Raw genomic sequence first — 20,706 nt, 5'->3', positions numbered from 1 at the left:
TACTAAAAAATAGTATAGGCAAATATGAAATCTATTGCATTGTATTTTGCCGAATAAGAGTTGTAGTTTACAAGCTCTTTTTTTGTATTCAATCTTGCTTCTACAGTGAATTTGTTGCTGAAATTATAGCCTAATCCAAAAGCTAAATTACCACTTGAATTGCCTTCGAAACTGGTTATGTTATTTCCTGTTTTATTTGTGTACGTTATTTTGGTGTTGCTGCTTAAGTCAAATGAATAGGCTGCGCTAATGAATATTTTTGATTTTTCATTTAAGAACATATAGTGTCTCACACCAATCGGTACTTGTACAGCGTTATAGTCTATTTTTACATTGTATTGTATGTCTGGAAACGCCATAAAACCACTAGGAATAGTATAGTCATTTTCGCCCTGGTATTTTTGATAGACAGGATTGATGAAAACACTCCATTTGTTTTTATTATAAGGAAGTATGTATTCAGCCTCGGCACCAAATTTGAAAATCGTTTTGTTGTCAAATTCAGTATTTTGTTGCGAATTATCCTCATTGCTTAGTGATGACGAAACCATGCCTAGACCTGCTGTTACCTTAATCAAAAGCTGACCTTTGCTCGATTTTGCATTTTCTTTTTTCATAGCGTCAGGGCTGATGTTATTGTATTTCGAAAAATAAGTAACAAGATCTGCTTTTTTGTAGGTAAGATTTAAGATGCTTTTTTCGGTTGTCGCTGTAGTGGCAACATTTTTATAAAGCTGTTGTTTGTATTCATTATTTTCTGTTACTTTTTCAGCCCCTTCGTTTTGATCCGTCGTAAGGTATTTAACGTAGATTAGTTGTTCTGTAGGAACTGTTTTAGTAGCGTAAAAGTATCTGTTTGTATTGTCTTCTGTGTAGCTGTATAAAATTGCATCACCGGTTACAAGTATTTTCAAAAATAGAGTTTCTTCTTTCCAATCCGGATTTCTGTTTGTTGTCATTTTTCTTGGATCATCATTGGAACGGTCGATTTTTATTTTAAATCTTTTGTAGGTAGTTTCATTATCAATACCAAATTCCTGGGTTGTGGCAATGCTTTCTGTCTTGATTTCGGAATCGCTAAGTTGTGTTTTGTATTTGAAATCTGTTGGAGTGTTTTTCCAGTCTAAATTTTTAATATAACATTCCGTTCTGTTTCCGTCATTGGATATAAAGTATCCTTTTTCGAAGGTAATTTGTGCGTTAGTAAATGAGTAACAAAGTAATAAGGCAATCAGTAATAGTTTTTTCATAAAAAGGTTTTTGGTTTTTCGCCAAAAGTAGCTAATGAAATTTGAAAATATGTCGATTTTTTAAGAATTTTTTTACGATTTAGGAAGGTTTGTCGTAATGCTTTCAGTATGAGTCTGATGCTTTGTTTTTGCGGTGCCAGTTTGAGAATTAAAATAAAGTGGTAACTAAAAAATCTTTTCGGATATAAAATTTTATAGTATCCCACTACTAGCGGAATTAATTATATTTGCACAAATTATTTTAAAAATGAAAAATCTAGTTGAAGAATTAAAATGGCGCGGGTTATATCATGACAGTATGCCTGGAACGGAAGAACAATTACTGAAAGAAGTAACAACAGCGTATATTGGTTTTGATCCAACAGCAGATTCACTTCATATTGGAAGTATGGTTCAGATTATTTTATTGGTTCATTTAAAGAATTTTGGTCATCAACCTATCGCTTTGGTAGGGGGTGCAACCGGGATGATTGGTGACCCATCTGGAAAATCGGACGAAAGAAATTTATTAAACGAAGAGACTTTGGCTAAAAACGTAGCCGGTATTAAAAGTGTTCTGTCTCGTTTCTTAGATTTTAATTCGACAGATAAAAATGCTCCGGTAATGGTGAATAACTACGATTGGATGAAAGAATTTTCGTTTATTGATTTTGCGCGTGAAGTTGGAAAACGAATCACCGTAAACTATATGATGGCGAAAGATTCTGTAAAAAAGAGATTGAGTGGAGAAGGAGAAGGAATGTCTTTTACAGAGTTTACATATCAATTGATTCAGGGTTACGATTTTTATCATTTATATAAAAACAACAACTGCCTTTTGCAAATGGGAGGTTCTGACCAATGGGGTAATATCACCACAGGTACAGAATTAGTGCGCAGAATGGGAGGAGAAAGTGCAAAAGCTTTTGCCTTAACAACACCATTGATTACAAAAGCAGACGGATCTAAATTCGGAAAATCTGAAGGAGGAAACGTATGGTTGGATACTGATAAAACCTCAGTATATAAATTCTACCAATTTTGGGTAAATGCCACTGATGTTGATGCTGAAAAGTATATTAAAATTTTTACTTTTTTAGAGAAAGAGGAAATAGATGCCTTAATCGAAGAGCATAAAACAGCACCACACTTGAGAGTTTTACAAAAGAAACTAGCTGAAGAAATCACCATTTTTGTGCACAGTAAAGAAGAGTTGGAAAAAGCGATTCAAGCTTCAAATATCTTGTTTGGAAACTCAACTGCGGAAGATTTGAAGCAATTAGATGAAGCTACTTTCTTAGAAGTTTTTGACGGAGTTCCACAAGCAGAAATTGCAAAAGCAGATCTTGAAAACGGATTGGAAATTGTAACGGTTCTAAATGAAAAAACCGGTTTCTTTAAATCAAACGGAGAAGCAAGACGTGCGCTAACAGCAAATTCGATTTCGGTAAACAGAGAGAAAATAAAAGAAGATTTTGTTTTAACGGCAGATGATCTGATCAATAATCAGTTTGTGTTATTGCAAAGTGGAAAGAAAAACTATTTTGTGATTAGAGTAAAATAAGAATACTAACTTAACTACGGTTATTGTCTAAATTAATATATGTTCGGATTTATTTTTATTTATTGGATTTGGAAAGCTTTCAGCAATTTGGCGATTTTGTACAATAAAAATAAATGGAAATATTTCTTTTTAGGACTAGGGTCTTATTTTGGTTTGTCTTTTATATTCGCAGTAAGTTTTATGATTGTGATGGGACTTGTTGATGGATTTGAGACTATAGAAAATGGAAATTATGATAGCCCGGCTCATAATATATGTTATTCAATTTTAGGAGGATTAGGTTGTTATGCAGTCTATAAATCCCTTGAAAGCAAAGGCAAGAAAGAAAAAGAGTTACTTAGTAAAGAAGGAATAGATAGTATTGGTTTGTTGGAAGAGAATTAAAGTACCATCAAATTACAGCCACGAATATCAGAATTATCAAAACGTCCCAATACCTCGAAAGAGTTGTTGGGATATTTTTTGCCCAAATCCTGCGTTGCGATAAAAGAACAGGAATTGATATTGGCCAAATCGATCACATTTATTCCACCCGTTTTTCCTTCTTTTACATAGGTCAAAGCATCTTCAGGATCGCGAACTAAAATGTTCATCCAAGACGGACATTCAAAGATACCTTCACCTAAAGAATAGGCCTGACCTAAAAGTTCGGTCATTCCATATTCGGAATGAATGGCCGTAACACCAAAACCTTCGCAAAGTTGCTCGTGCAGTTCTTCGCGAATCATTTCTTTTCGTTTGCCTTTCATTCCTCCGGTTTCCATGATAATGGTGTTCTGAAGTTGAAATTGATGTTTTTCAATTAAATCCAATAAAGCATAAGTCACTCCAATCAGAATGGTATTTTGTCCGGATTGGTCTAATTCTATTAGTTTTTGAGTAAGTTCTTCGTGGTTGTGTAAATAAAACCCACTTTCAGCCTGATTGGATAGTTTTATCAGATCTTCTACCATGTAGATTAACGAAGAGCCCTCGCGTTCGAGATAAGACGGTAAAAGGGCTAAAACAACGTAATCCTCGATATTGCCGTAAAATTCAGAAAACCCTTTTCGGTAACTTTCTTCATATAAAGAAACATCAGTTACGATATGTCTGCTGGTAATCATTCCGGTAGTTCCGCTGCTGGTAAAAGTAACCTGAGCAGGATCTGCATTCGAAACAACATCATGGCTTTTGAAAAACTGAATGGGTAAAAAAGGAATTTGTTGTATTGATTTTACCTGTTGTGGATTTACTTTCAAAAAATCACAAAAATCACGATATACCTGATTGTTCTCATGCTGAAAACGAAACACCTTTAAGGCTATTTTTTCAAATTGTTTCTGACTCGAAATGGTAAATATATCGTTGGCTGTAATCAAAACTTTTTTTGCGCAAAGGTAGGTATTATTGTAGATAGTTTTTAGTTTTCGGTCTCAGTTTTCAGTTTCGATACTCGTAAAGTCACCCTGAGCGAAGTCGAAGGGTTTTGGGTTAAGCAGGGCTTCGACTTCGCTCAGCCTGACATTAGGGTTTTTTAGTATTCAGTCTCAGTCTCAGTCTCAGTCTTCCGTTTTCAGTTTTAGTTTTTACATTCATTGTCGCCCTGAGCGAAGTCGAAGGGTTTTGTATTTGATCCATGAGAATATTATTTTCCACAGTATTGTCATCTCGACGAAGGAGAGATCACACACGCAGATCACGTTCAGTTGAATGCGAGTACTCCTCCGTCAATTGACAAAAAGGGAGTACGAGTGAATCATTTTAGAAGAATTAGAAAAGCAGATTTCGAAGAAAATTTAAGCAACCCCAAAAACCGAACCTGAGATCGACCCCAAAAACTGAAAACTAAAAAAGGCTGTTCAAAATGAACAGCCTTTTTTTTATTTTTTTATCGAATAATCAACTTTCGCGTAGCGGAAACATTTTGTTCGCTTATTTTTATAATGTAAACGCCGGGTGATAAATCAGCAACGTTTAATTCTTTGGAAATTAAATGTGTCTGAATTACTTTTTTACCCAAGAGATCAAATACAATAATTTCCTTTTCTAAATCGTTTTTAGAGGTGATATAAACCTTTCCATTTGTGACCGGATTAGGGTACAAACTTAGTCCCTCAATAGTGGCAGATCCATCTTGAGGTTTTGACGTTTGTTTACTGTCTTGTGCAGAAGAGCTAACAGTAAAGAAAAAAGCCAGTAAGATTATAATATAAAAGTAATTTTTTGCCATCGCATTTTTTTAGATAAGTAAATATACAAAAAAAATTACAAAAATTACACCAAAAAAAAACATCCTAAAATTTTAGGATGTTTTTAACATTATGTGTTTTAGGATATTAGAAACCTGTTGACCAACCAGCAGCCCATGTAGGTTGTGCTACACCATTTCCAGCTCCATTTGAAGCAGCAGATACAGTTGCAACAGCAGATACATCAGCAGCAGTTCCGTCAGTTTTCTTTCCTTTAGTTTGTTTAGCAACGTCAGCAATAAAGTTTACACCAGTTACTTTTAAAGCTGTTCCAACAAAAGCAATAGTTTCGTCATTTTCAACATCAATTCCAGTTGCCCAAGAGCTTAAAACTACATTTGAAATTAAAGCTTTAGTTCCTCTTCTTAATTTTATACCTTGGTTTTCAGCAAAGTTTGCAGCAGCAGCAGTACTTCCAGGACCAACTAAAGTTAAGTTTGTGATTGTTGGGTTAGAAATTGGAGCATAAGCATATCCAAATTCGAAGTTATCCGCTTCAATACCTCTGTTACCTTTTCCGAAATCTAATTTTCCGTACCAGTTTGTGTTTGTACCTCTCCATCCTTCAGTCCAGTCAAATTGGTCATCTTCATTACCAATAGAAATCATGTTTGAAGTATTAACAGTTCCTCCGAAGAATTCAAATCCGTCATCAGCTCCGTGAATTGCCTCTACAAAATCAACAGTAGTTCCAGAACCAACTCCGAAGAAAGAGATTCCGTTAAATTCTTTTTCACTGTTAAAAGCAGCACCTGCATATTCTATTCTTAAATATTTGATAGATCCTGAGCTATCAGTATCGCTTGTTCCTCCGTAAGTTAACTCAGCAACTTCTGATACAGCAGTTGTAGTTTTACCATTGTCACGGTTTATAGTTGCTTTACCACAAATTACTAAACCTCCCCAGTCTCCGGCAGCTTTACTAGCTAATCCAGATGTCATAACTACTGGTTTAGCAGCAGTACCATTTACATTGATTTTTCCTCCTTGTGCAACAGCAATATATGCTTTTGTTCCACCTGTACCTTGAATAACTGTTCCTGCTGGTATAGTTAAAGTCGCTCCGTTGTTTACTTGGATCTTTCCTGTAAGCTTGTATATTTTAGTAGCATCAAGAACTACTTCTCCATCATTAATAACTCCAGTGAAGTTATCTGGATTAGCAACAAAAGTAGATGAAGGTGTTTTATCATCATTATTGTTATTATCACTTGAACAGCTAGTAAATAAACCTGCAGACAAAGTAACAATTGCCATTAATTGTACGATTGATTTTTTCATGGTCGTTTTAATAATTTTTGTGTGTGTTTAATTGTGTTTAATTTCTTGTTGCAAAGATGGGTCAGAATTCTTTTTGGCGTGTTAACCCAATGTGAATGTTAGTTTAAGTTAAAGCTATTGTTGTATTACCTAAATGTTATCTGATTGTAATTAATAGGTTCTGCACTTGTAAGGTCTTTTTTGGTCGTAGGTGTAAAACAGAAACTAGGATGCCTAGATGGTCAAAAAAGAGCTTGCATGAAAACGACAATACCTAAATCAATTACTTAATAATCGAACTCAGGTTAAAAAAAAAGACAGCCCGAAAGCTGTCTTAGATATTTAAGTTTAATTTTTTTTAAAATTCGTAGCTGAAGCCTAAACTTACATTAAGTCCTTTTTTGTAGCTTCTGATCAATACATCACCACTTGTATTTTCCTGAACGGTTTTTACTGTTGGATCTAATAAGTTTTTAGCAATAAAACTTAGTCCGAAGTTTTTATTCAGTTTAGATTTTGCGATAAAATCTAATGTTCCAACTGCTTTGTCTACTAAGTCTCCTTTATCTTGCGTACCAATTGCACTTACTCTGTCCGAAAAATAGTTGTAAGCAATAGTAGTTGTTAAATTACTGTTCTTATTATTCCATTCGTTAAAGAAAGACAAATCTGCATTTAATAATAAATCGGAAGCACCTGTAAATTTGCCGGTTTTATTTGTGAAATTTGTTGGAATCGTTCCTTTAGTTTCTTTTAATACTTTGGCATCGTTTAGTTCTTGGTTGCTATACAAATAAGATACGTTAAGACCTCCGGTTAATTTTTGTGAATTCTCAGTGTCCAATGTCCAAAGCGTTTTTTTGTACTCCACTTCTGCACCCGCTGCGTAACCATAATCACCGGTATTAGCCCATGAAATATCGTTTGTAGAAGAGTTTACAGTAGTTTCGTTAATCGGATTTACGATGTATTTACCAAATGCTGTTACCGAAATTAACTCATCACTTTTAGGGAACATTTCCCATTTTAAATCTAAGTTGTAATCGTCTGATGCATATAAGTAAGGGTTACCAAATTTTGCTTGTAAAAATTCTTCGTAAACAAATTTTGCTCTTTCTTTAAATTGAGGCAAAGTGTAAGTTTTGCTCAATCCTAAACGTAAGTTTTGTTTTTCGTTTAATTCGTATTTTAAAATTAAACTAGGTAAAAAAGCAGTTTTCTTTAACTCATTACTGTCTCCTGTAGGGTCTAAAGAAGTATTCCAGCTTACGTTTTGAAGAATGTGTTCTGCTCTTAATCCTACTACGGCAGTCAATTTGTTGAATCTGTATTCGGTGTTTACAAAAGCAGCATTAATTGTTAAATCACCACTATACACTTGCGGGTCTAGTGCGTCCGGCACTTGATATCCTCCACGGAAAGTAGAGATTGTAAAAAAGTTATTTGCAAAATTTGCCTGATTATAAAACAAATCTAAGTTGTTTGGATCAACAATGTCTCCTGAATGTGAAACAGGGAAGGTTGTAGTCTTGAAATTAAATTGAGTAGCATCAAAATCTCTGTTTTTGAATCTACCGTTGTAACCAGCAGTAATTTTTCCTTTGTAAAGACCATCCTCGTCTTTTTTAAACTTATACGCTACAGATAAATTAGCAGCAGTTTCAGTTTCTTTTAAGTTTTGAAAATAACGGCTGTTATTTGGTGCCGATTGAGAGTTGATTACATAACCACCAGCCACTTTGTTCATGGTATTGTACGTTCTGTCCGGAGTGTTCTGATTGATGATGTTGTACGATCCTCCCCAGTTAAAGATGGTTCTTTCGCTCAATTTATGCTCTCCTAATAATTGGTTTACCCATAAATCTGATTTCTCATAATCATTTCTACGGATATAACCATTTCCGTCATTTGCTAAATCAACTATATATCCGTTTGATTCTTCTTTCTTTTGAGCAGAAGTGTTGATATATAAAGTATTGAAGTTAATTTTGTTGTTGTTGTTTATTTTGTAACCACCATTCAACATTGCAGTTGTGTTAGTGTTGTATGACAGATAATTGTAATCTAAGTCTTTACCAGCTACACCGGCAGCATTCACACTACCTTTTGCAATTCCATTTGTTCTGGATGCATATTCATTGCTGAAAGCAGCAGTTGCAAATAGGCTGATTTTTCCTTCATCACCTACTTTGTAAGTGTCTCCGGCAGATAATCCAAATGAACCACCAAGAGGTGTTTTTTTGTCTAATTGTAGAGTGTTGAAGTTGTATTGAGTCAATGGGTTGTTAGGAATTGTAGCTTTACTAAATCCAAACGCACTTGGTCCATCCTGAAGTGTAAAGTTTTTTTCACCAACAGCGTTAGTATTGATCTTTGATTCAGCATCGATTCTGAAGAATCCTTTTCCTTTATAATCTTTAGAAACGATATCTACGTTTCCTCCTGCGAAATCTCCAAAGAATTTACTGTTGTATACTTTGTCGATAGAAACATATTCAATAATATCTGTTGAAAAGATATCTAAATTGATGTTTTTCTTTTCAGCATCATTTGATGGAATTGGCAAACCATTCATTGTAGTCGAGTTGTAACGATCTCCTAAACCTCTCACGAAAATAGCTCCTGTGCCTTCTTGTTTGGTGATACCGGTAGTTTTTGCAACCGCACCCGATACATCACTTACTCCTTTTCTGGAAAGCTCTTGTGCTCCGATAGATTGTTTAATTTCTACAGCATTTTTTTGTTCTAACAATAAAGCAGATTCTTTTTGCTTGCTTACAGCAGCAGATTTTACAACAACATCTTTTAATGTATAACCTCCCGAAGAAAGGATCTGATTTACGGTTACGGTTTGACCTGCGGTTACTGTTACGGGTTGTTCAACAGATTCATAACCTACAAAACTGAAAATAATAGTATAGTTTCCAGGGTTTACATTTAAGGAATATTTTCCGTCAATGTCAGTGTTTGCGCTAATTTTTGTTCCTTTTAGTAAAACATTAGCAAAAGGTAGTGATTGATTATTCGATTCTTTATCGGTTAATACACCAGAAATTGTACCTTTGTTTTGAGCGATCGAAATCGAACAGATAAATAATGTGATTAATAGAAATTTAAAATTGAATTTCATTTGAGTTGTGTTTAATTTATTTTTTTGCAAAGAAAGAACCGCCCTGTAAAGTTCATGTTACGCACTTGTTATGTTTTTGTGTGCTGTAGATTATCAAATTGTTACCAGATTAAATTACCGTTAACAGCAATTTTTAACGGTCGTTTTATCGTTATATTTACCATCGCAATTAAAAAACTATCGGATTTTAAGATATGAAATTTGATAAGAAAACTCAATTTTTGCTATTTTATGAAAAAAACACAAACCAAGATTTTATTAGTTGATGATGAGCCGGATATCCTGGAAATTGTTGGCTATAACCTTGCTCAGGAAGGCTATCAGATTGTAACTGCTTCAAATGGAAAAGATGCAATCGCAAAAGCGCAGAAAGAAATACCAGACCTAATTATTATGGATGTAATGATGGCCGAAATGGATGGAATGGAAGCTTGCGAACACATCAGAAAAATACCAGAATTAAATAATGTAATCATAACCTTTTTAACCGCAAGAAGTGAGGACTATTCTCAAGTTGCCGGTTTTGATGCAGGTGCAGATGATTATATTACCAAACCAATAAAACCAAAATTATTGGTAAGCAAAGTAAAGGCTTTGTTAAGAAGGTTAAAAGAACAAGAAGTTGTTAGTGACACCTTAAACGTTGGCGGAATCGAAATTAACCGTGAAGAATACAAAATCATCAAGGGAAATGTAGAGATCGCATTGCCAAGAAAAGAATTCGAATTGTTCTATCTATTGGCTTCAAAACCGGGAAAAGTTTTTAAAAGAGATGAAATCCTTGATAAAGTTTGGGGTAATGAAGTAGTAGTAGGTGGAAGAACAATCGATGTACACATCAGAAAGTTACGTGAAAAGATCGGAGAAGATCTTTTTAAAACAATTAAAGGTGTTGGTTATAAATTTGAAGTTTAAACATCCTGTAAAAATTTGAACCTTATAAGTGATATAAGTTCATTTTAAATTATTAGGGTACATACTTTTGTAATTGAAAATTTATCTTTGTCAAAGTTTTAATTTTGACAAAGATTTACTTTTTTAGGTTGTTATCTAATCCTGAGAAATAAGGTTTAATAGGTAATGAATTTATATCGCTTATCTGGTGAAAAAAGTAATCCCTATAGTTTATTATTTTAAATGATCCAATGAAAATTAATTTTAAAAAAACCTACAAATTTGCTGTAAAGTCAGCATTGTATATCAGTCTTTTTACAACAGGATTTGTATTGATTCTGATGTCTCTGTTTTATAAGAACCAGTTAAAACATCAGATTGCGTTTGGATTAGTCTTTATTATCTCGGTTTATATTTTTTCCTTTCTGGTTTTACAATATCGAGTAGAACGGTTTATATATAGAAGAGTAAAAAAAATATACGATGAGGTTTCCTTGTTAGAATCAACAACTCTGATCAATCAGCCTATAACAACTGACATGGAAACGCTTTCACGCGAAGTGAAAAAGTTTGCCACAGATAAAAAACTCGAAATCGAAATGCTCGAAATACGGGAGCAATACCGAAGAGAGTTTCTGGGCAATGTTTCGCACGAACTTAAAACACCTTTGTTTACTGTTCAAGGATATGTGTCAACTTTGCTTGATGGGGCGATGGATGATAAAACGATTCGTAAAAAATATCTGAAACGTGCCGAAAAAGGAGTAGAGCGTCTCATCTATATTGTAGAGGATCTGGATATGATTACCAAATTGGAGTCGGGAGATTTAGATTTGTTAATTACAGATTTTGATATCGTCGAACTGATCCAGAATGTTTTTGATTTATTGGAAATGAAAGCCGATAAAAAGAAAATCAAATTGGCTTTTGAAAGTAAAAATGTGCATTCTGTTATCATACGAGGAGATAAGGACAGAATCCAACAGGTATTAGAAAATCTGATTGTAAATTCTATTAAATACGGTAAAGAAGGCGGTTTGACAGAAGTTGGTGTGGTAAACCTGACGAAGAAAAAAGTCTTAATCCGTATTAGTGATAATGGCGAAGGAGTTGAAAAACAAAACATTCCAAGACTTTTTGAGCGTTTTTACAGAGTTGACAAAAGCGGAACCCGTTCTGAAGGTGGTTCCGGACTTGGACTTGCCATTGTAAAACATATTATTGAAGCACATAAAGAGAAAGTATACGTAGAAAGTGAGTTCGGAATTGGTTCTGAGTTCTCTTTTACGTTAGAAAAAGCGTACAAAAATCAAAAAGCTGAAGTTAAGTAAATGTAAGCTTTATTGAGACGAAGTACTATAAAATCTGGGCTTGCGAAAGGGGTTCATGATGGCATAACTATTTCGAAACAAATCTTCTTATTATAGTAACGTCTTGTTAATGATATCTTAACATAGGTGATACATCTTTGCACCTGAAAATTAAGTGCAGTCGTGAAAATGATAAAAACAAAAATAATCGCAGTTTTATTGCTGATTACAGGTGCAGTAAATGCCCAAGATTTAAAGAAAGAAGACGTAAAGAAAGAAGTAATCCGTCTTATGGATTCTATAAACAAAGCAAAAGCTTCTGAGGTAAAAGAAGAAAGTGGTACTTCTGAACATTGGTACGATAAAATTTCTCTAAGAGGTTATGCTCAAATAAGATACAACGGTTTACTTTCTACAAACGATAAAGTTTCCTGCGAACAGTGTGATAAATCCTGGGGAACAACTTCAACAGCACCCGATGCAAAAGCCAATAACGGACTTTTTATCAGACGTGCACGTTTAGTGTTCTCAGGTCAAGTACATCCAAATGTATATTTTTATTTTCAACCCGACTTTGCAAGCTCACCGGTTACCGGAATTCAGAATTTTGTACAAATTAGAGATTTGTATTTTGATCTTTCTTTCGATAAAAAAAGAGAATACCGTGTTCGTGTAGGACAAAGCAAGATTCCTTATGGGTTCGAAAACATGCAGTCCAGTTCTCAAAGGTTAACATTAGACAGAAGTGATGCAATCAACAGTGCAATATTGAACGAACGTGACTTGGGACTTATCTTTTATTGGGCACCAAGCGAAATCAGAAAACGTTTTGCTATGTTGGTAGAGGATGGTTATAAAGGTTCAGGTGATTATGGTGTTTTTGCTTTTGGAGTTTACAACGGACAGATAGCCAATAAATTGGACGGAAACAGAGACCTGAATGTTGTGGCAAGAGTTACCTATCCTTTTGTAATTGGTAATCAGATTATAGAACCGGGGATTCAGGCGTATACTGGAAAATGGGCTTTTACCGGCGAAATTTCTTCAGGAGTTACCGTTAATGATCCGCAATATGTGAAAGACCAAAGATTAGGAGCGACCTTCGTTTTATATCCAAAACCTTTTGGAATCCAGGCAGAGTATAATATTGGAACAGGACCAAGATACAATACCCTTACCAAAACGGTTGATGAAACAAGTCTGAACGGTGGTTATGTATTATTAAATTATAAGTTAGATTTCAAAAAACAACATTTATATCCTTTTGCAAAATTTCAATATTATGACGGAGGAAAGAAATACGAGAAAGATGCCAGAAGTTATGTTGTAAGAGACTTCGAAATAGGAGTTGAATGGCAGCCAATCAAAGCGCTTGAACTTACCGCAGAATATGTTATTGCTGACAGGACTTTTGAAGACAGCGTTCTGCCTATCAACAGACAACAAGGAAATGTATTGCGATTACAAGCGCAGTTCAACTTCTAAAATTACGCTTCAAAAATAGAAAATAACGAATCCCAGTCGATGTTATTTTTAAATTGAGATAAACCTTTAAACGATTTTACTTTTGAAAGATCTTCAATCGTAAAGTCGTTTTGCGTTGCATAAGGTACCAGATTCTCGTTTTGAAGTTTTATGGCCAGATATTCCTGCTCATACTGTCCCGGGGTTGGAATAAAAAAGGCTTTTTTACCCAGTTTCGCCAAATCCATAACAGTGGTGTATCCCGAACGACATAAAACCAAATCGCTTTCGTTAAAGGTCTGTTCCAATTGTTTTGAATTCATGAAATTGTAGTAAGTAACATTTCCAATTTCCTGTTTGGTTTGTGTTTTCTCTACTACTCCTTTTACAAAAACAACTTTGCCTTTATAATTTTTAACCTCTTCTTGTAGTTTTTCGTCCAAATAAGTACGTTGAGGTTCAGGTCCCGACAGTATAACCATCAGATCATAAAGTTTAGGCGTTTCTTTTTTACGCATTCGGCTTAATGGACCAATATACTTTAAATTCAACTCATTAGTTTCGAGGTGTCCTAAAGTACCGGTTAAGTTTACGACTTCATTAGTATCAGGAACCCAACATTCAGCGTATTTTTTTATAATGTGTTGATGGCATTTACTGGTAAACCAGGTGGTATTCCCCGTCATCACATTGAGCTGATGTGTCATAAAAACCGATGGAATCTTTTTGCTGAAAACGCCCAATCGGTTATCGGATATAATACCGTCAATTCCGTGTTTTTTTATTAGTCCCTTCACCATTTTTTTCTCATCTAAAATGGCTGTAATCATTTTAGGTAAGTTTTTAATTAGTTTCCATTTGAAGTTTTTGCCGTTTTTGGCATATTCTATATGATAAGAAGGCAACTCAAGTGTTTCTATGTATGGAAATTCTTTTCGCAGTAAAGCCAATGCAATTCCGTCAGAAGCGATTATTGGGATATAATTGTTTTCCTGAAGCGCTTTTATGATAGGAATACATCTTGTTGCATGTCCTAAGCCCCAATTTAACGGAGCAACTAAAATAGTTTTGTTCGCAGAATAGTCAATGCTCATAATGTAGCGCTTTTTAAGACGAAGATAAAGAAATATGTTTTTTGTGTTATTTCGTACATATTACTAAATTATTAACTCTATAGAGCTGTCAAGGCCGCAAAATTACTTTAAAGAGAAGTGGGAATGACATGATTTGCAGACAAAGTTACTCGTATGTTAACAGTAGATTTGTTTTTTAAACAAAAAAAAGAACTGTTTGAGCAGTTCTTTCTTTGTATCGTAGTAAAAAAATGATTTAATCCTGAATATAAGTTTTGTTTCCGTTAGAGTTGATATAGTATCTACCGCCTTTAGGTCCTGTATATACTTTTTTTCCGTTGTACTCTCCGGTAACTTTATCGGCCACTTTTGGTGCTTTTTCGTTAGTCTCTTTGACTTTTTTAGTAGTCGTTTTTGAGGCAGCCGTTGTGGTTTTTGTAGCTTTATCTAGTGTTGCTTTTGAACTCGCGTTTACTTTATCAGCACTTGCTTTAGTTTTGTCAGCACTTGCTTTGGTTTTGTCTGCGCTTGCTTTAGTTTTATCAGCACTTGCTTTAGTTTTTGCAGCGGTTTTGTCTTTAGTGTCTTTGGCGCTGGCATTTACTTTATCGGCACTTGCTTTTGTTTTGTCTGCCTTTGTTTTTGTAGCGTCAGCAGCTGTTTTGTCTGCTTTTTCTTTTGTTTTTGTGGCTTTATCAGTAGTTTTTTTAGCATCGGCTTTCGTTTTGTCAGCGCTTGCTTTGGTTTTCTTTGCTGAAGCCTCGGTTTTTTTCGCTGTTTTCGTGACGTCCTGAGCGTAGAAATTAGTAGATAAAACTACTATAAGACAAAGTAATAATAATTTTTTCATAAGAGTATCGTTTAAAATTCAATTAAAGTTAAACAATTTATTGACAGGTTTTTCGCAACACGTTAAAAATAAGCACGTAGCTGCACGTTGCCCGTATGAATAGTGGAACCCGTCTCACTTTTTCGTCCCTGATAATTTAAATTGACATCTAAAAACTGCGTTAGATTCTTCTGTAAAAGGAGTTTCCAGACTAAATTTTGCCCGGCCTGCAGTCCTTCTAACATCTGGAATCCTACTGAAGAGAATTCGTTTCCGGTAAATTTATTTTCATAAAAAGAAAACTCTCCGTTTACCGTTACTTTTTTGTCTCCCGCATAAGAAAAAGAGGTTCCCAGTCGGTTTTGTACTAAAGTCTCGAAGTTTCCAATCTGATTTTTTTTATTTTGTAATTCGTAAAAGAAATCCAAACTGGTATTTTTAGAAAACAAATAACTGATTTTCGGGGCAATCTGATAGCCTTCCAAATCATAATTCTTTTCGGTAAAATCTTCAGAAACTAAGGTGGTTTTAATTGTTTTGGTAAAGAAATTAAACAACCAGCTTTTTTGATACAGATGCGTGTATTGCAGTTGATGCGATTTGTTTCGGACGTCCTGCGAGCCAATCGAAAGCAGGTTTTTTCCTTTATTAATGAGGTACGAGTAGGTTACCGAATGTTTTTGTTTGCCACGGTTGTAAAAAAGACTGTTTCTAAAACTTGAATTGAGGCCCAGTAAATTTTCATCCGAGGAATTAAACGGATTGAGTTCAAAACGACCGCCGTTATTTTTTACTTTTCGATCCATAATAAACGAAGTCTGGTTGTAAAAATAGGAGGCCAATTTTTTGAAACCGGTTTCGTTTTGCCATTGCAACGGATTCAAAGTCACCGATTGCGAGAATTTATTCTGGTTGGTTTTGATGTAAACTTGGTTGGGTAAAAAGAGACGGATAAACTTTGCCTGATCCGGAAAAAGAGCAACTTCAAACTCTTCTAATTCCTGTATGCCGTTGCCGTTATAATCATTCCAGGTATAAACTCCTTGTCCCGTTGGAACTTCAATATAAGTAAATTCCTGTTGTGCAATAGTTCCCGAACTGGTCTCGTAAACCGTTCCGATTTGCAGGAGTTGATTAAAAAAACGATCGTTATAAAGTACTCTGGAATTCAACGAAGGTTCATTCTTCCGGGAAGGATCCGTAAAGGCCAGTGTTCGGTAACTGGCATAAACCGCCAGATCTGTTTTTTTGTTCTGAATTAATTTTGATTTCAAAACATACATTTTCGAATCATTTACGTGTTGTAACAAACCATTTTGCAAACTGTCATTGCGACGTTGCAAATAACCCAGTTCTACAAAAACTTTGGTACTGTCGCCACGGCCAACAAAAACACCATATTCTGAAAACCGTTGACTCAAGGCCGAAAACTGATTGGTAACTTTGTCTTTTTGTTGGTTGTCTTCAATTTGAATACTTCCGCCAACCCAGTTTTTACCAAAATGATACTTGGTTTTAGTTAGATTCCGAATAAATTTAGAAGTCGAAGTAGTAGCATCAGAATTCAGGAAACTACCCTGATTTTCAATTGTCCATTTATTTAATTTAGAGAAAACATTTACCGTATGTCGTGATCCCGAGTAGCTTGCTGTGAAATCTAATTTCTCAAACTGATAGGTAATAAAAGCAGTATTGGCAGTTTTTTTCTTGGCGAATAAATCAAAGTTTAAGCCCGTTACCAATAAACTCTGATTGCCCAGAAGTGTCGCGTTTAAATTCCAATCCCGATTAAATTCAATTGTATACAAACGTTCTACAGATCTGAAATCGTCTTGTACAAATTGATAATTGGCAAAAGCATCCAAGGTCCATTCTCTGGAAAAAAGACGTTTTTTAATAGTGGTCTTTAGGGCAATTCCTGTATTGTTGGAGTCATCAATTTGAGAGAATAAATTTTTATCGTTATTGCTCATGGCGATTTCAAAATCAACCAGTGTCTTTTCATCCGGATTGTATTTCCCTAAGAAAGTGGCCACCTGAATTTTCATAGGAGCTACCAGTTTTACGATTGGGTCGTAATTTCCTTGTAAAATTCCGTTTATCGGATCTACGTATTTGTAAATGCGTTCTACCGAATTATTGTTTTGTATGATGTAATTGCCCAGATTATTTCCAACCAGACTAAATTTTACATTGTATAAAACATCAGTAGGAATGTTGGAATACTCGTAAATTTCAATACCGTTAAGAGTTGTTTTTTTGTATAAAATTTTATTGTCCGCATATTTGTCTTCGTAAGCCGATGGCGCGGTCATTAAATTCGGATCATCTCCGGCTTGGCTTAAAATCTGAACCTGTTCTGTAGAAAGGTTTTGTTGTAAAGGCTGATTCTTTAAGTCATTCTCGGAATATAAATAACCACCAAAACTCCAGCTTTTGTTTTCATGCGTTGCACCGGCATAGGTTACCAGTCGGTTGTAATTACGATCTGAATATTGGTATTCTATAGTGATTCGCATTTCTGAAGTAATCGGGAAGAGTGAAGTAAAAACAATTTCGCCGGCATTATAATCAATCACATAGTCATTGTTTTCGCCACGTTTGAGCAGTATACCATTGACATAAACACGCTCAGAACCGGAAATAACTAAAACATAGAGCTCGCCATTCTGACCTTTTAATTTATAAGGACCTTGATTGCCTTCCTGACCGGTAAAAGTGCTTTTGGCGTATTGTCCTTTTACAAAAGCAACCGAGGCAAAAATATTGGTTTTGCTTTTTTCGGTATCAAAATTAAAACTTGTTGAGAGTCCTTGTACCTTTTTGTTAAAGCTCAAAAATTGCGTTTTTCTGTTTTCTAAAAAGACATCACCTGCGCGAATGTTCCAATCATCGCTGAAAAGTTCCATGAAAATATTATCAAACTGATCCAGCTTTTGAGAATAACCACCATCCTGCAACGGAATATTACTGTCCTGAAGTGAGGCTCTTAAACTGACTTTATCGGATATTTTTCCGGTAATCTGAAGATCTAAATTTGAATTTAAAACGGCATTCTGGTTATTGCCAATGGTCACACCGCGAGTAATGCTCCCGGAAGTATTTAAACCATCAAACGGAGTGACTTTTTTTGAATTGGTATTCTCCAGTTTGTATAGTTTTTCGGAACCAATATCATTACTAACCACCTGACTTTCGTTATAAAGTCCATATTCTTTGGTTAAAAAATCAGGATATTTTAAATAGTTTACGATTAAAGTATCGGATGCTGAGGTGAATTTTTCGTTGAGAAGTAAAGTTCCCTTTTGGAAGTCAATTTTATAGAAAGTAGAATCAATAGGTTCTTTTTTAGTATTTAAAAGCTCAAAAAAACTGGAATTGATGCTGAATTTTTCGAGGTGAATAGTATCCCGCGTTACAATTACTTTTTTGGTTTGGTATGCTGATTCTGTATTCTGGGCCTGTAGTCCGGAATACCAAAGAAACACCGCAAAAAACAGTAATTTTTTCAACATAAATACTTTAACTCTAAAAAGTCAAAAGTAGTATTTATAATTGGGAAATCAGGGCGCTTTTATGCCACTGTGATTTAGTGGAATTGGCTGGGTTGTTTTGATTTTGTGACTTAATCTTTTTCAAAGGAGCGTCTTTAAGTATTTTTTTAAAGAGGATTCGCTTTTCTATTTTACTCACTATGGAAAGGGCACAATAATGTATCTATTGCAGATAGTTATTTCTGACTGTTTTTTTGTACGGTCAGTTTTTATTCAGTAACAGAAATAAAGTAGATGTGTTGATCTGTAAAATAATTGTATGGTAAAGAATAATCTTAGTTTAGGTTTGAACGTAAATAAAGTAACAACTTGGTAAGATTTTATTTTTTTATAGACAATGAACTTATTTGTAGGTTATAAATTAAAGATTCTCAGAAAGAATATAGGATGGACACAAGAGCGGATGTCTGATCAATTATTTATTTCGCAGTCGGCATATGCTCGCATGGAAAATGGTCAAAGTCAATCGTGGGCAGGTCATATTGATAACATATGTAAAATCTTTGAGATAAAACCAGAAGCGTTATTTAAAAGGGAAGAAGAAATAAAGAGCGTGGAAACCGGACACGATGAAATGACTCAAAATGCTTTACTCAGTGTTTATCAAAAAATAATAAAGAAATATGAAACGCAAATCTTAGAATTGGAGCAAGTAATTAAGGATTTAAAGGAAGATAAACAGTAATAAAAAAGGTTCGACTTGTAGTGAAACCACATAAGCCGAATCAGAGCGCTTAGAGACAAGAAATAAGAGCAAATAGAAAAAAAGAGATCGAATCACAAACATTGATAAAAACAATTGGTATAATAAATAACTACTATGAGAAGAAAATTAATTTTATTCGTCATACTGTTTACTGCGATTGCCAGTCATGCGCAACAAGATGCACAGTATACGCAATACATGTACAACACCATAAACATCAATCCGGCTTATGCGGGATCCCGAGGAGTATTAAGTGCTTTCGGTTTATATCGTACACAATGGGTTGGACTTGACGGCGCACCTAAGACGGGTACTCTTTCGGTTAACACACCTATAAACAATAGTCATGTGGGAGTTGGAGTTTCATTGGTTAGCGACAAAATCGGACCGACCAATGAAAACACGCTTTCTGCAGATCTCTCGTATAGTGTTCAGGTCTCTGCCGAATCTAAAATTTCGTTTGGGATCAAGGGATCTGCTAATTTATTCAATTTAGATATCAATAAATTGAACCTAGCCGATCAGGGAGATCCGCAATTTCAAGATTTCAGCAATAAATTCAATCCAGATCTCTCGTATAGCATTCAGGTCTCTGCCGAATCTAAAATTTCGTTTGGAATCAAGGGGTCTGCTAATTTATTCAATTTAGATATCAATAAATTGAACCCAGCCGATCAGGGAGATCCGCAATTTCAGGATTTCAGCAGTAAATTCTCTCCTAATATCGGAGCCGGGGTTTACTGGCATTCTGATAAAGCTTATGTTGGACTATCGGTACCAAACTTTATTGAAACCAATCGTTATGATGACAATGATATCGCGATCTACAAAGATAAAATCAATTATTATTTCATGACCGGTTACGTTTTTAATTTAGATCATTACCAATACATCAAATTCAAACCGGCTGCACTGGTTAAAATGGTACAAGGTGCTCCTTTACAAGTAGATGTTTCAGCCAACTTTATGTTCAACGATAAATTTGTTGCCGGTTTAGCCTACAGATGGAGCGCTTCACTCAGTGCAATGGTCGGATTTCAAGTCACAGATGGTTTATATATTGGATATGGTTACGATCGTGAAACTACGAGACTAAACAACTACAATTCAGGATCGCATGAAATATTCTTACGATATGAATTCTTCTCCAATAAAGGTAAAATGACAACTCCTCGTTTCTTCTAAAAATGATAATCATGAAAAATTATATCCTACTTTGTCTGACAATTATTATTGTTTTTTCATTTGACAGTTATTCTCAGCAGTCGAAAGTAAATTCCGCCGATAAAAAATACGATCATTATGCCTATATCGATGCCATAAAGACTTATGAACGTGTGGCCGAAAAAGGATACAAGTCTGAAGATATGTTCAAAAAACTTGGTAACTCCTATTATTTTAACTCTGCTTTTGAAGGTGCAGCAAAATGGTACGGCGAATTATTTGCCATGAATACCAATGT

The 20,706-nt window shown here is 34.8% G+C and carries 15 protein-coding genes and 1 pseudogene; 8 read left to right on the top strand and 8 right to left on the bottom strand.

Annotated elements, in window-relative coordinates:
- Positions 1-2: 2 nt before the first annotated feature.
- The gene (locus AB674_RS19155) at positions 3-1,250 is read right to left on the bottom strand and encodes an outer membrane beta-barrel protein (RefSeq protein WP_047778896.1); all 1,248 of its coding nucleotides are present in this window, start codon (positions 1,248-1,250) and stop codon (positions 3-5) included.
- Positions 1,251-1,497: 247 nt separating this feature from the next.
- Here AB674_RS19155 and tyrS point away from each other — a divergent pair, with 247 nt between their 5' ends.
- On the top strand, positions 1,498-2,793 hold the full coding sequence (gene tyrS, locus AB674_RS19145) for a tyrosine--tRNA ligase (protein WP_047778894.1): 1,296 nt from the start codon (positions 1,498-1,500) through the stop codon (positions 2,791-2,793).
- 39 nt (positions 2,794-2,832) lie between these two features.
- A complete protein-coding gene (locus AB674_RS19140; protein WP_047778893.1) occupies positions 2,833-3,177 on the top strand; it encodes a hypothetical protein in 345 nt (114 codons plus the stop codon).
- On the opposite strand, the gene AB674_RS19135 is transcribed toward AB674_RS19140, so the two are convergent.
- The 4 genes from AB674_RS19135 to AB674_RS19120 form a co-directional block, all read right to left on the bottom strand.
- The gene (locus AB674_RS19135) at positions 3,174-4,154 is read right to left on the bottom strand and encodes an acyltransferase (RefSeq protein WP_047778892.1); all 981 of its coding nucleotides are present in this window, start codon (positions 4,152-4,154) and stop codon (positions 3,174-3,176) included. The two genes, AB674_RS19140 and AB674_RS19135, sit on opposite strands and share 4 nt — an antisense overlap.
- 509 nt (positions 4,155-4,663) lie before the next feature.
- On the bottom strand, positions 4,664-5,005 hold the full coding sequence (locus AB674_RS19130) for a T9SS type A sorting domain-containing protein (protein ID WP_047778891.1): 342 nt from the start codon (positions 5,003-5,005) through the stop codon (positions 4,664-4,666).
- A gap of 106 nt (positions 5,006-5,111) precedes the next feature.
- Positions 5,112-6,305 (bottom strand): hypothetical protein, encoded by a 1,194-nt coding sequence (locus tag AB674_RS19125; RefSeq protein WP_047778890.1) that lies wholly within the window; start codon positions 6,303-6,305, stop codon positions 5,112-5,114.
- Between the two features lie 337 nt (positions 6,306-6,642).
- Positions 6,643-9,414: a TonB-dependent receptor gene (locus AB674_RS19120; protein WP_047778889.1), complete on the bottom strand. Its 2,772-nt coding sequence runs from the start codon at positions 9,412-9,414 to the stop codon at positions 6,643-6,645.
- 231 nt (positions 9,415-9,645) lie between these two features.
- On the opposite strand from AB674_RS19120, the gene AB674_RS19115 reads away from it, so the two are divergent.
- From AB674_RS19115 to AB674_RS19105, 3 genes are all read left to right on the top strand, one after another.
- Positions 9,646-10,329 (top strand): response regulator transcription factor, encoded by a 684-nt coding sequence (locus AB674_RS19115; RefSeq protein WP_047778888.1) that lies wholly within the window; start codon positions 9,646-9,648, stop codon positions 10,327-10,329.
- 230 nt (positions 10,330-10,559) lie between these two features.
- Positions 10,560-11,639: a sensor histidine kinase gene (locus AB674_RS19110; RefSeq protein ID WP_047778887.1), complete on the top strand. Its 1,080-nt coding sequence runs from the start codon at positions 10,560-10,562 to the stop codon at positions 11,637-11,639.
- Positions 11,640-11,807: 168 nt separating this feature from the next.
- Positions 11,808-13,103 carry a porin gene (locus tag AB674_RS19105; protein WP_047778886.1) on the top strand — a complete coding sequence of 432 codons (1,296 nt, stop codon included), beginning with the start codon at positions 11,808-11,810 and terminating at the stop codon, positions 13,101-13,103.
- A gap of 2 nt (positions 13,104-13,105) precedes the next feature.
- Here AB674_RS19105 and AB674_RS19100 read toward each other — a convergent pair whose 3' ends face one another.
- The 3 genes from AB674_RS19100 to AB674_RS19090 all read right to left on the bottom strand — a co-directional run bounded on the left by AB674_RS19100 (position 13,106) and on the right by AB674_RS19090 (position 18,499).
- Positions 13,106-14,176: a glycosyltransferase gene (locus AB674_RS19100; RefSeq protein WP_047778885.1), complete on the bottom strand. Its 1,071-nt coding sequence runs from the start codon at positions 14,174-14,176 to the stop codon at positions 13,106-13,108.
- A gap of 235 nt (positions 14,177-14,411) precedes the next feature.
- Positions 14,412-15,005, bottom strand: a complete 594-nt coding sequence (locus tag AB674_RS19095) for a hypothetical protein (protein WP_047778884.1) — start codon at positions 15,003-15,005, stop codon at positions 14,412-14,414.
- Between the two features lie 62 nt (positions 15,006-15,067).
- Entirely contained in the window at positions 15,068-18,499 is a 3,432-nt protein-coding gene (locus tag AB674_RS19090) for a hypothetical protein (RefSeq protein WP_047778883.1), read from the bottom strand.
- 376 nt (positions 18,500-18,875) lie between these two features.
- Here AB674_RS19090 and AB674_RS19085 point away from each other — a divergent pair, with 376 nt between their 5' ends.
- From AB674_RS19085 to AB674_RS19075, 3 genes and pseudogenes are all read left to right on the top strand, one after another.
- Complete coding sequence (locus tag AB674_RS19085) at positions 18,876-19,223, top strand: helix-turn-helix domain-containing protein (protein WP_047778882.1); 348 nt, start codon at positions 18,876-18,878, stop codon at positions 19,221-19,223.
- Positions 19,224-19,358: 135 nt separating this feature from the next.
- Positions 19,359-20,429, top strand: a complete 1,071-nt coding sequence (locus tag AB674_RS19080; RefSeq protein WP_047778881.1) for a type IX secretion system membrane protein PorP/SprF — start codon at positions 19,359-19,361, stop codon at positions 20,427-20,429.
- A gap of 11 nt (positions 20,430-20,440) precedes the next feature.
- Positions 20,441-20,706, top strand: a pseudogene (locus tag AB674_RS19075) (flagellar motor protein MotB); the annotation flags it as partial.

This window comes from Flavobacterium sp. ABG (genome assembly GCF_001027725.1).
GTDB classification, from domain to species: domain Bacteria; phylum Bacteroidota; class Bacteroidia; order Flavobacteriales; family Flavobacteriaceae; genus Flavobacterium; species Flavobacterium cupriresistens.
The sequence above is the reverse complement of the archived record's forward strand: the minus strand, read 5'-3'. Positions and strand labels throughout refer to the sequence as shown.

What these genes read in the sequence shown, in the direction of transcription:
- AB674_RS19155 (WP_047778896.1), bottom strand. Translation starts at nt 1,250, where the DNA reads ATGAAAAAACTATTACTGATTGCCTTATTACTTTGTTACTCATTTACT.
- AB674_RS19085 (WP_047778882.1), top strand. Translation starts at nt 18,876, where the DNA reads ATGAACTTATTTGTAGGTTATAAATTAAAGATTCTCAGAAAGAATATA.
- AB674_RS19130 (WP_047778891.1), bottom strand. Translation starts at nt 5,005, where the DNA reads ATGGCAAAAAATTACTTTTATATTATAATCTTACTGGCTTTTTTCTTT.
- AB674_RS19100 (WP_047778885.1), bottom strand. Translation starts at nt 14,176, where the DNA reads ATGAGCATTGACTATTCTGCGAACAAAACTATTTTAGTTGCTCCGTTA.
- AB674_RS19125 (WP_047778890.1), bottom strand. Translation starts at nt 6,305, where the DNA reads ATGAAAAAATCAATCGTACAATTAATGGCAATTGTTACTTTGTCTGCA.
- AB674_RS19095 (WP_047778884.1), bottom strand. Translation starts at nt 15,005, where the DNA reads ATGAAAAAATTATTATTACTTTGTCTTATAGTAGTTTTATCTACTAAT.
- tyrS (WP_047778894.1), top strand. Translation starts at nt 1,498, where the DNA reads ATGAAAAATCTAGTTGAAGAATTAAAATGGCGCGGGTTATATCATGAC.
- AB674_RS19090 (WP_047778883.1), bottom strand. Translation starts at nt 18,499, where the DNA reads ATGTTGAAAAAATTACTGTTTTTTGCGGTGTTTCTTTGGTATTCCGGA.
- AB674_RS19115 (WP_047778888.1), top strand. Translation starts at nt 9,646, where the DNA reads ATGAAAAAAACACAAACCAAGATTTTATTAGTTGATGATGAGCCGGAT.
- AB674_RS19110 (WP_047778887.1), top strand. Translation starts at nt 10,560, where the DNA reads ATGAAAATTAATTTTAAAAAAACCTACAAATTTGCTGTAAAGTCAGCA.
- AB674_RS19140 (WP_047778893.1), top strand. Translation starts at nt 2,833, where the DNA reads ATGTTCGGATTTATTTTTATTTATTGGATTTGGAAAGCTTTCAGCAAT.
- AB674_RS19105 (WP_047778886.1), top strand. Translation starts at nt 11,808, where the DNA reads ATGATAAAAACAAAAATAATCGCAGTTTTATTGCTGATTACAGGTGCA.
- AB674_RS19120 (WP_047778889.1), bottom strand. Translation starts at nt 9,414, where the DNA reads ATGAAATTCAATTTTAAATTTCTATTAATCACATTATTTATCTGTTCG.
- AB674_RS19080 (WP_047778881.1), top strand. Translation starts at nt 19,359, where the DNA reads ATGAGAAGAAAATTAATTTTATTCGTCATACTGTTTACTGCGATTGCC.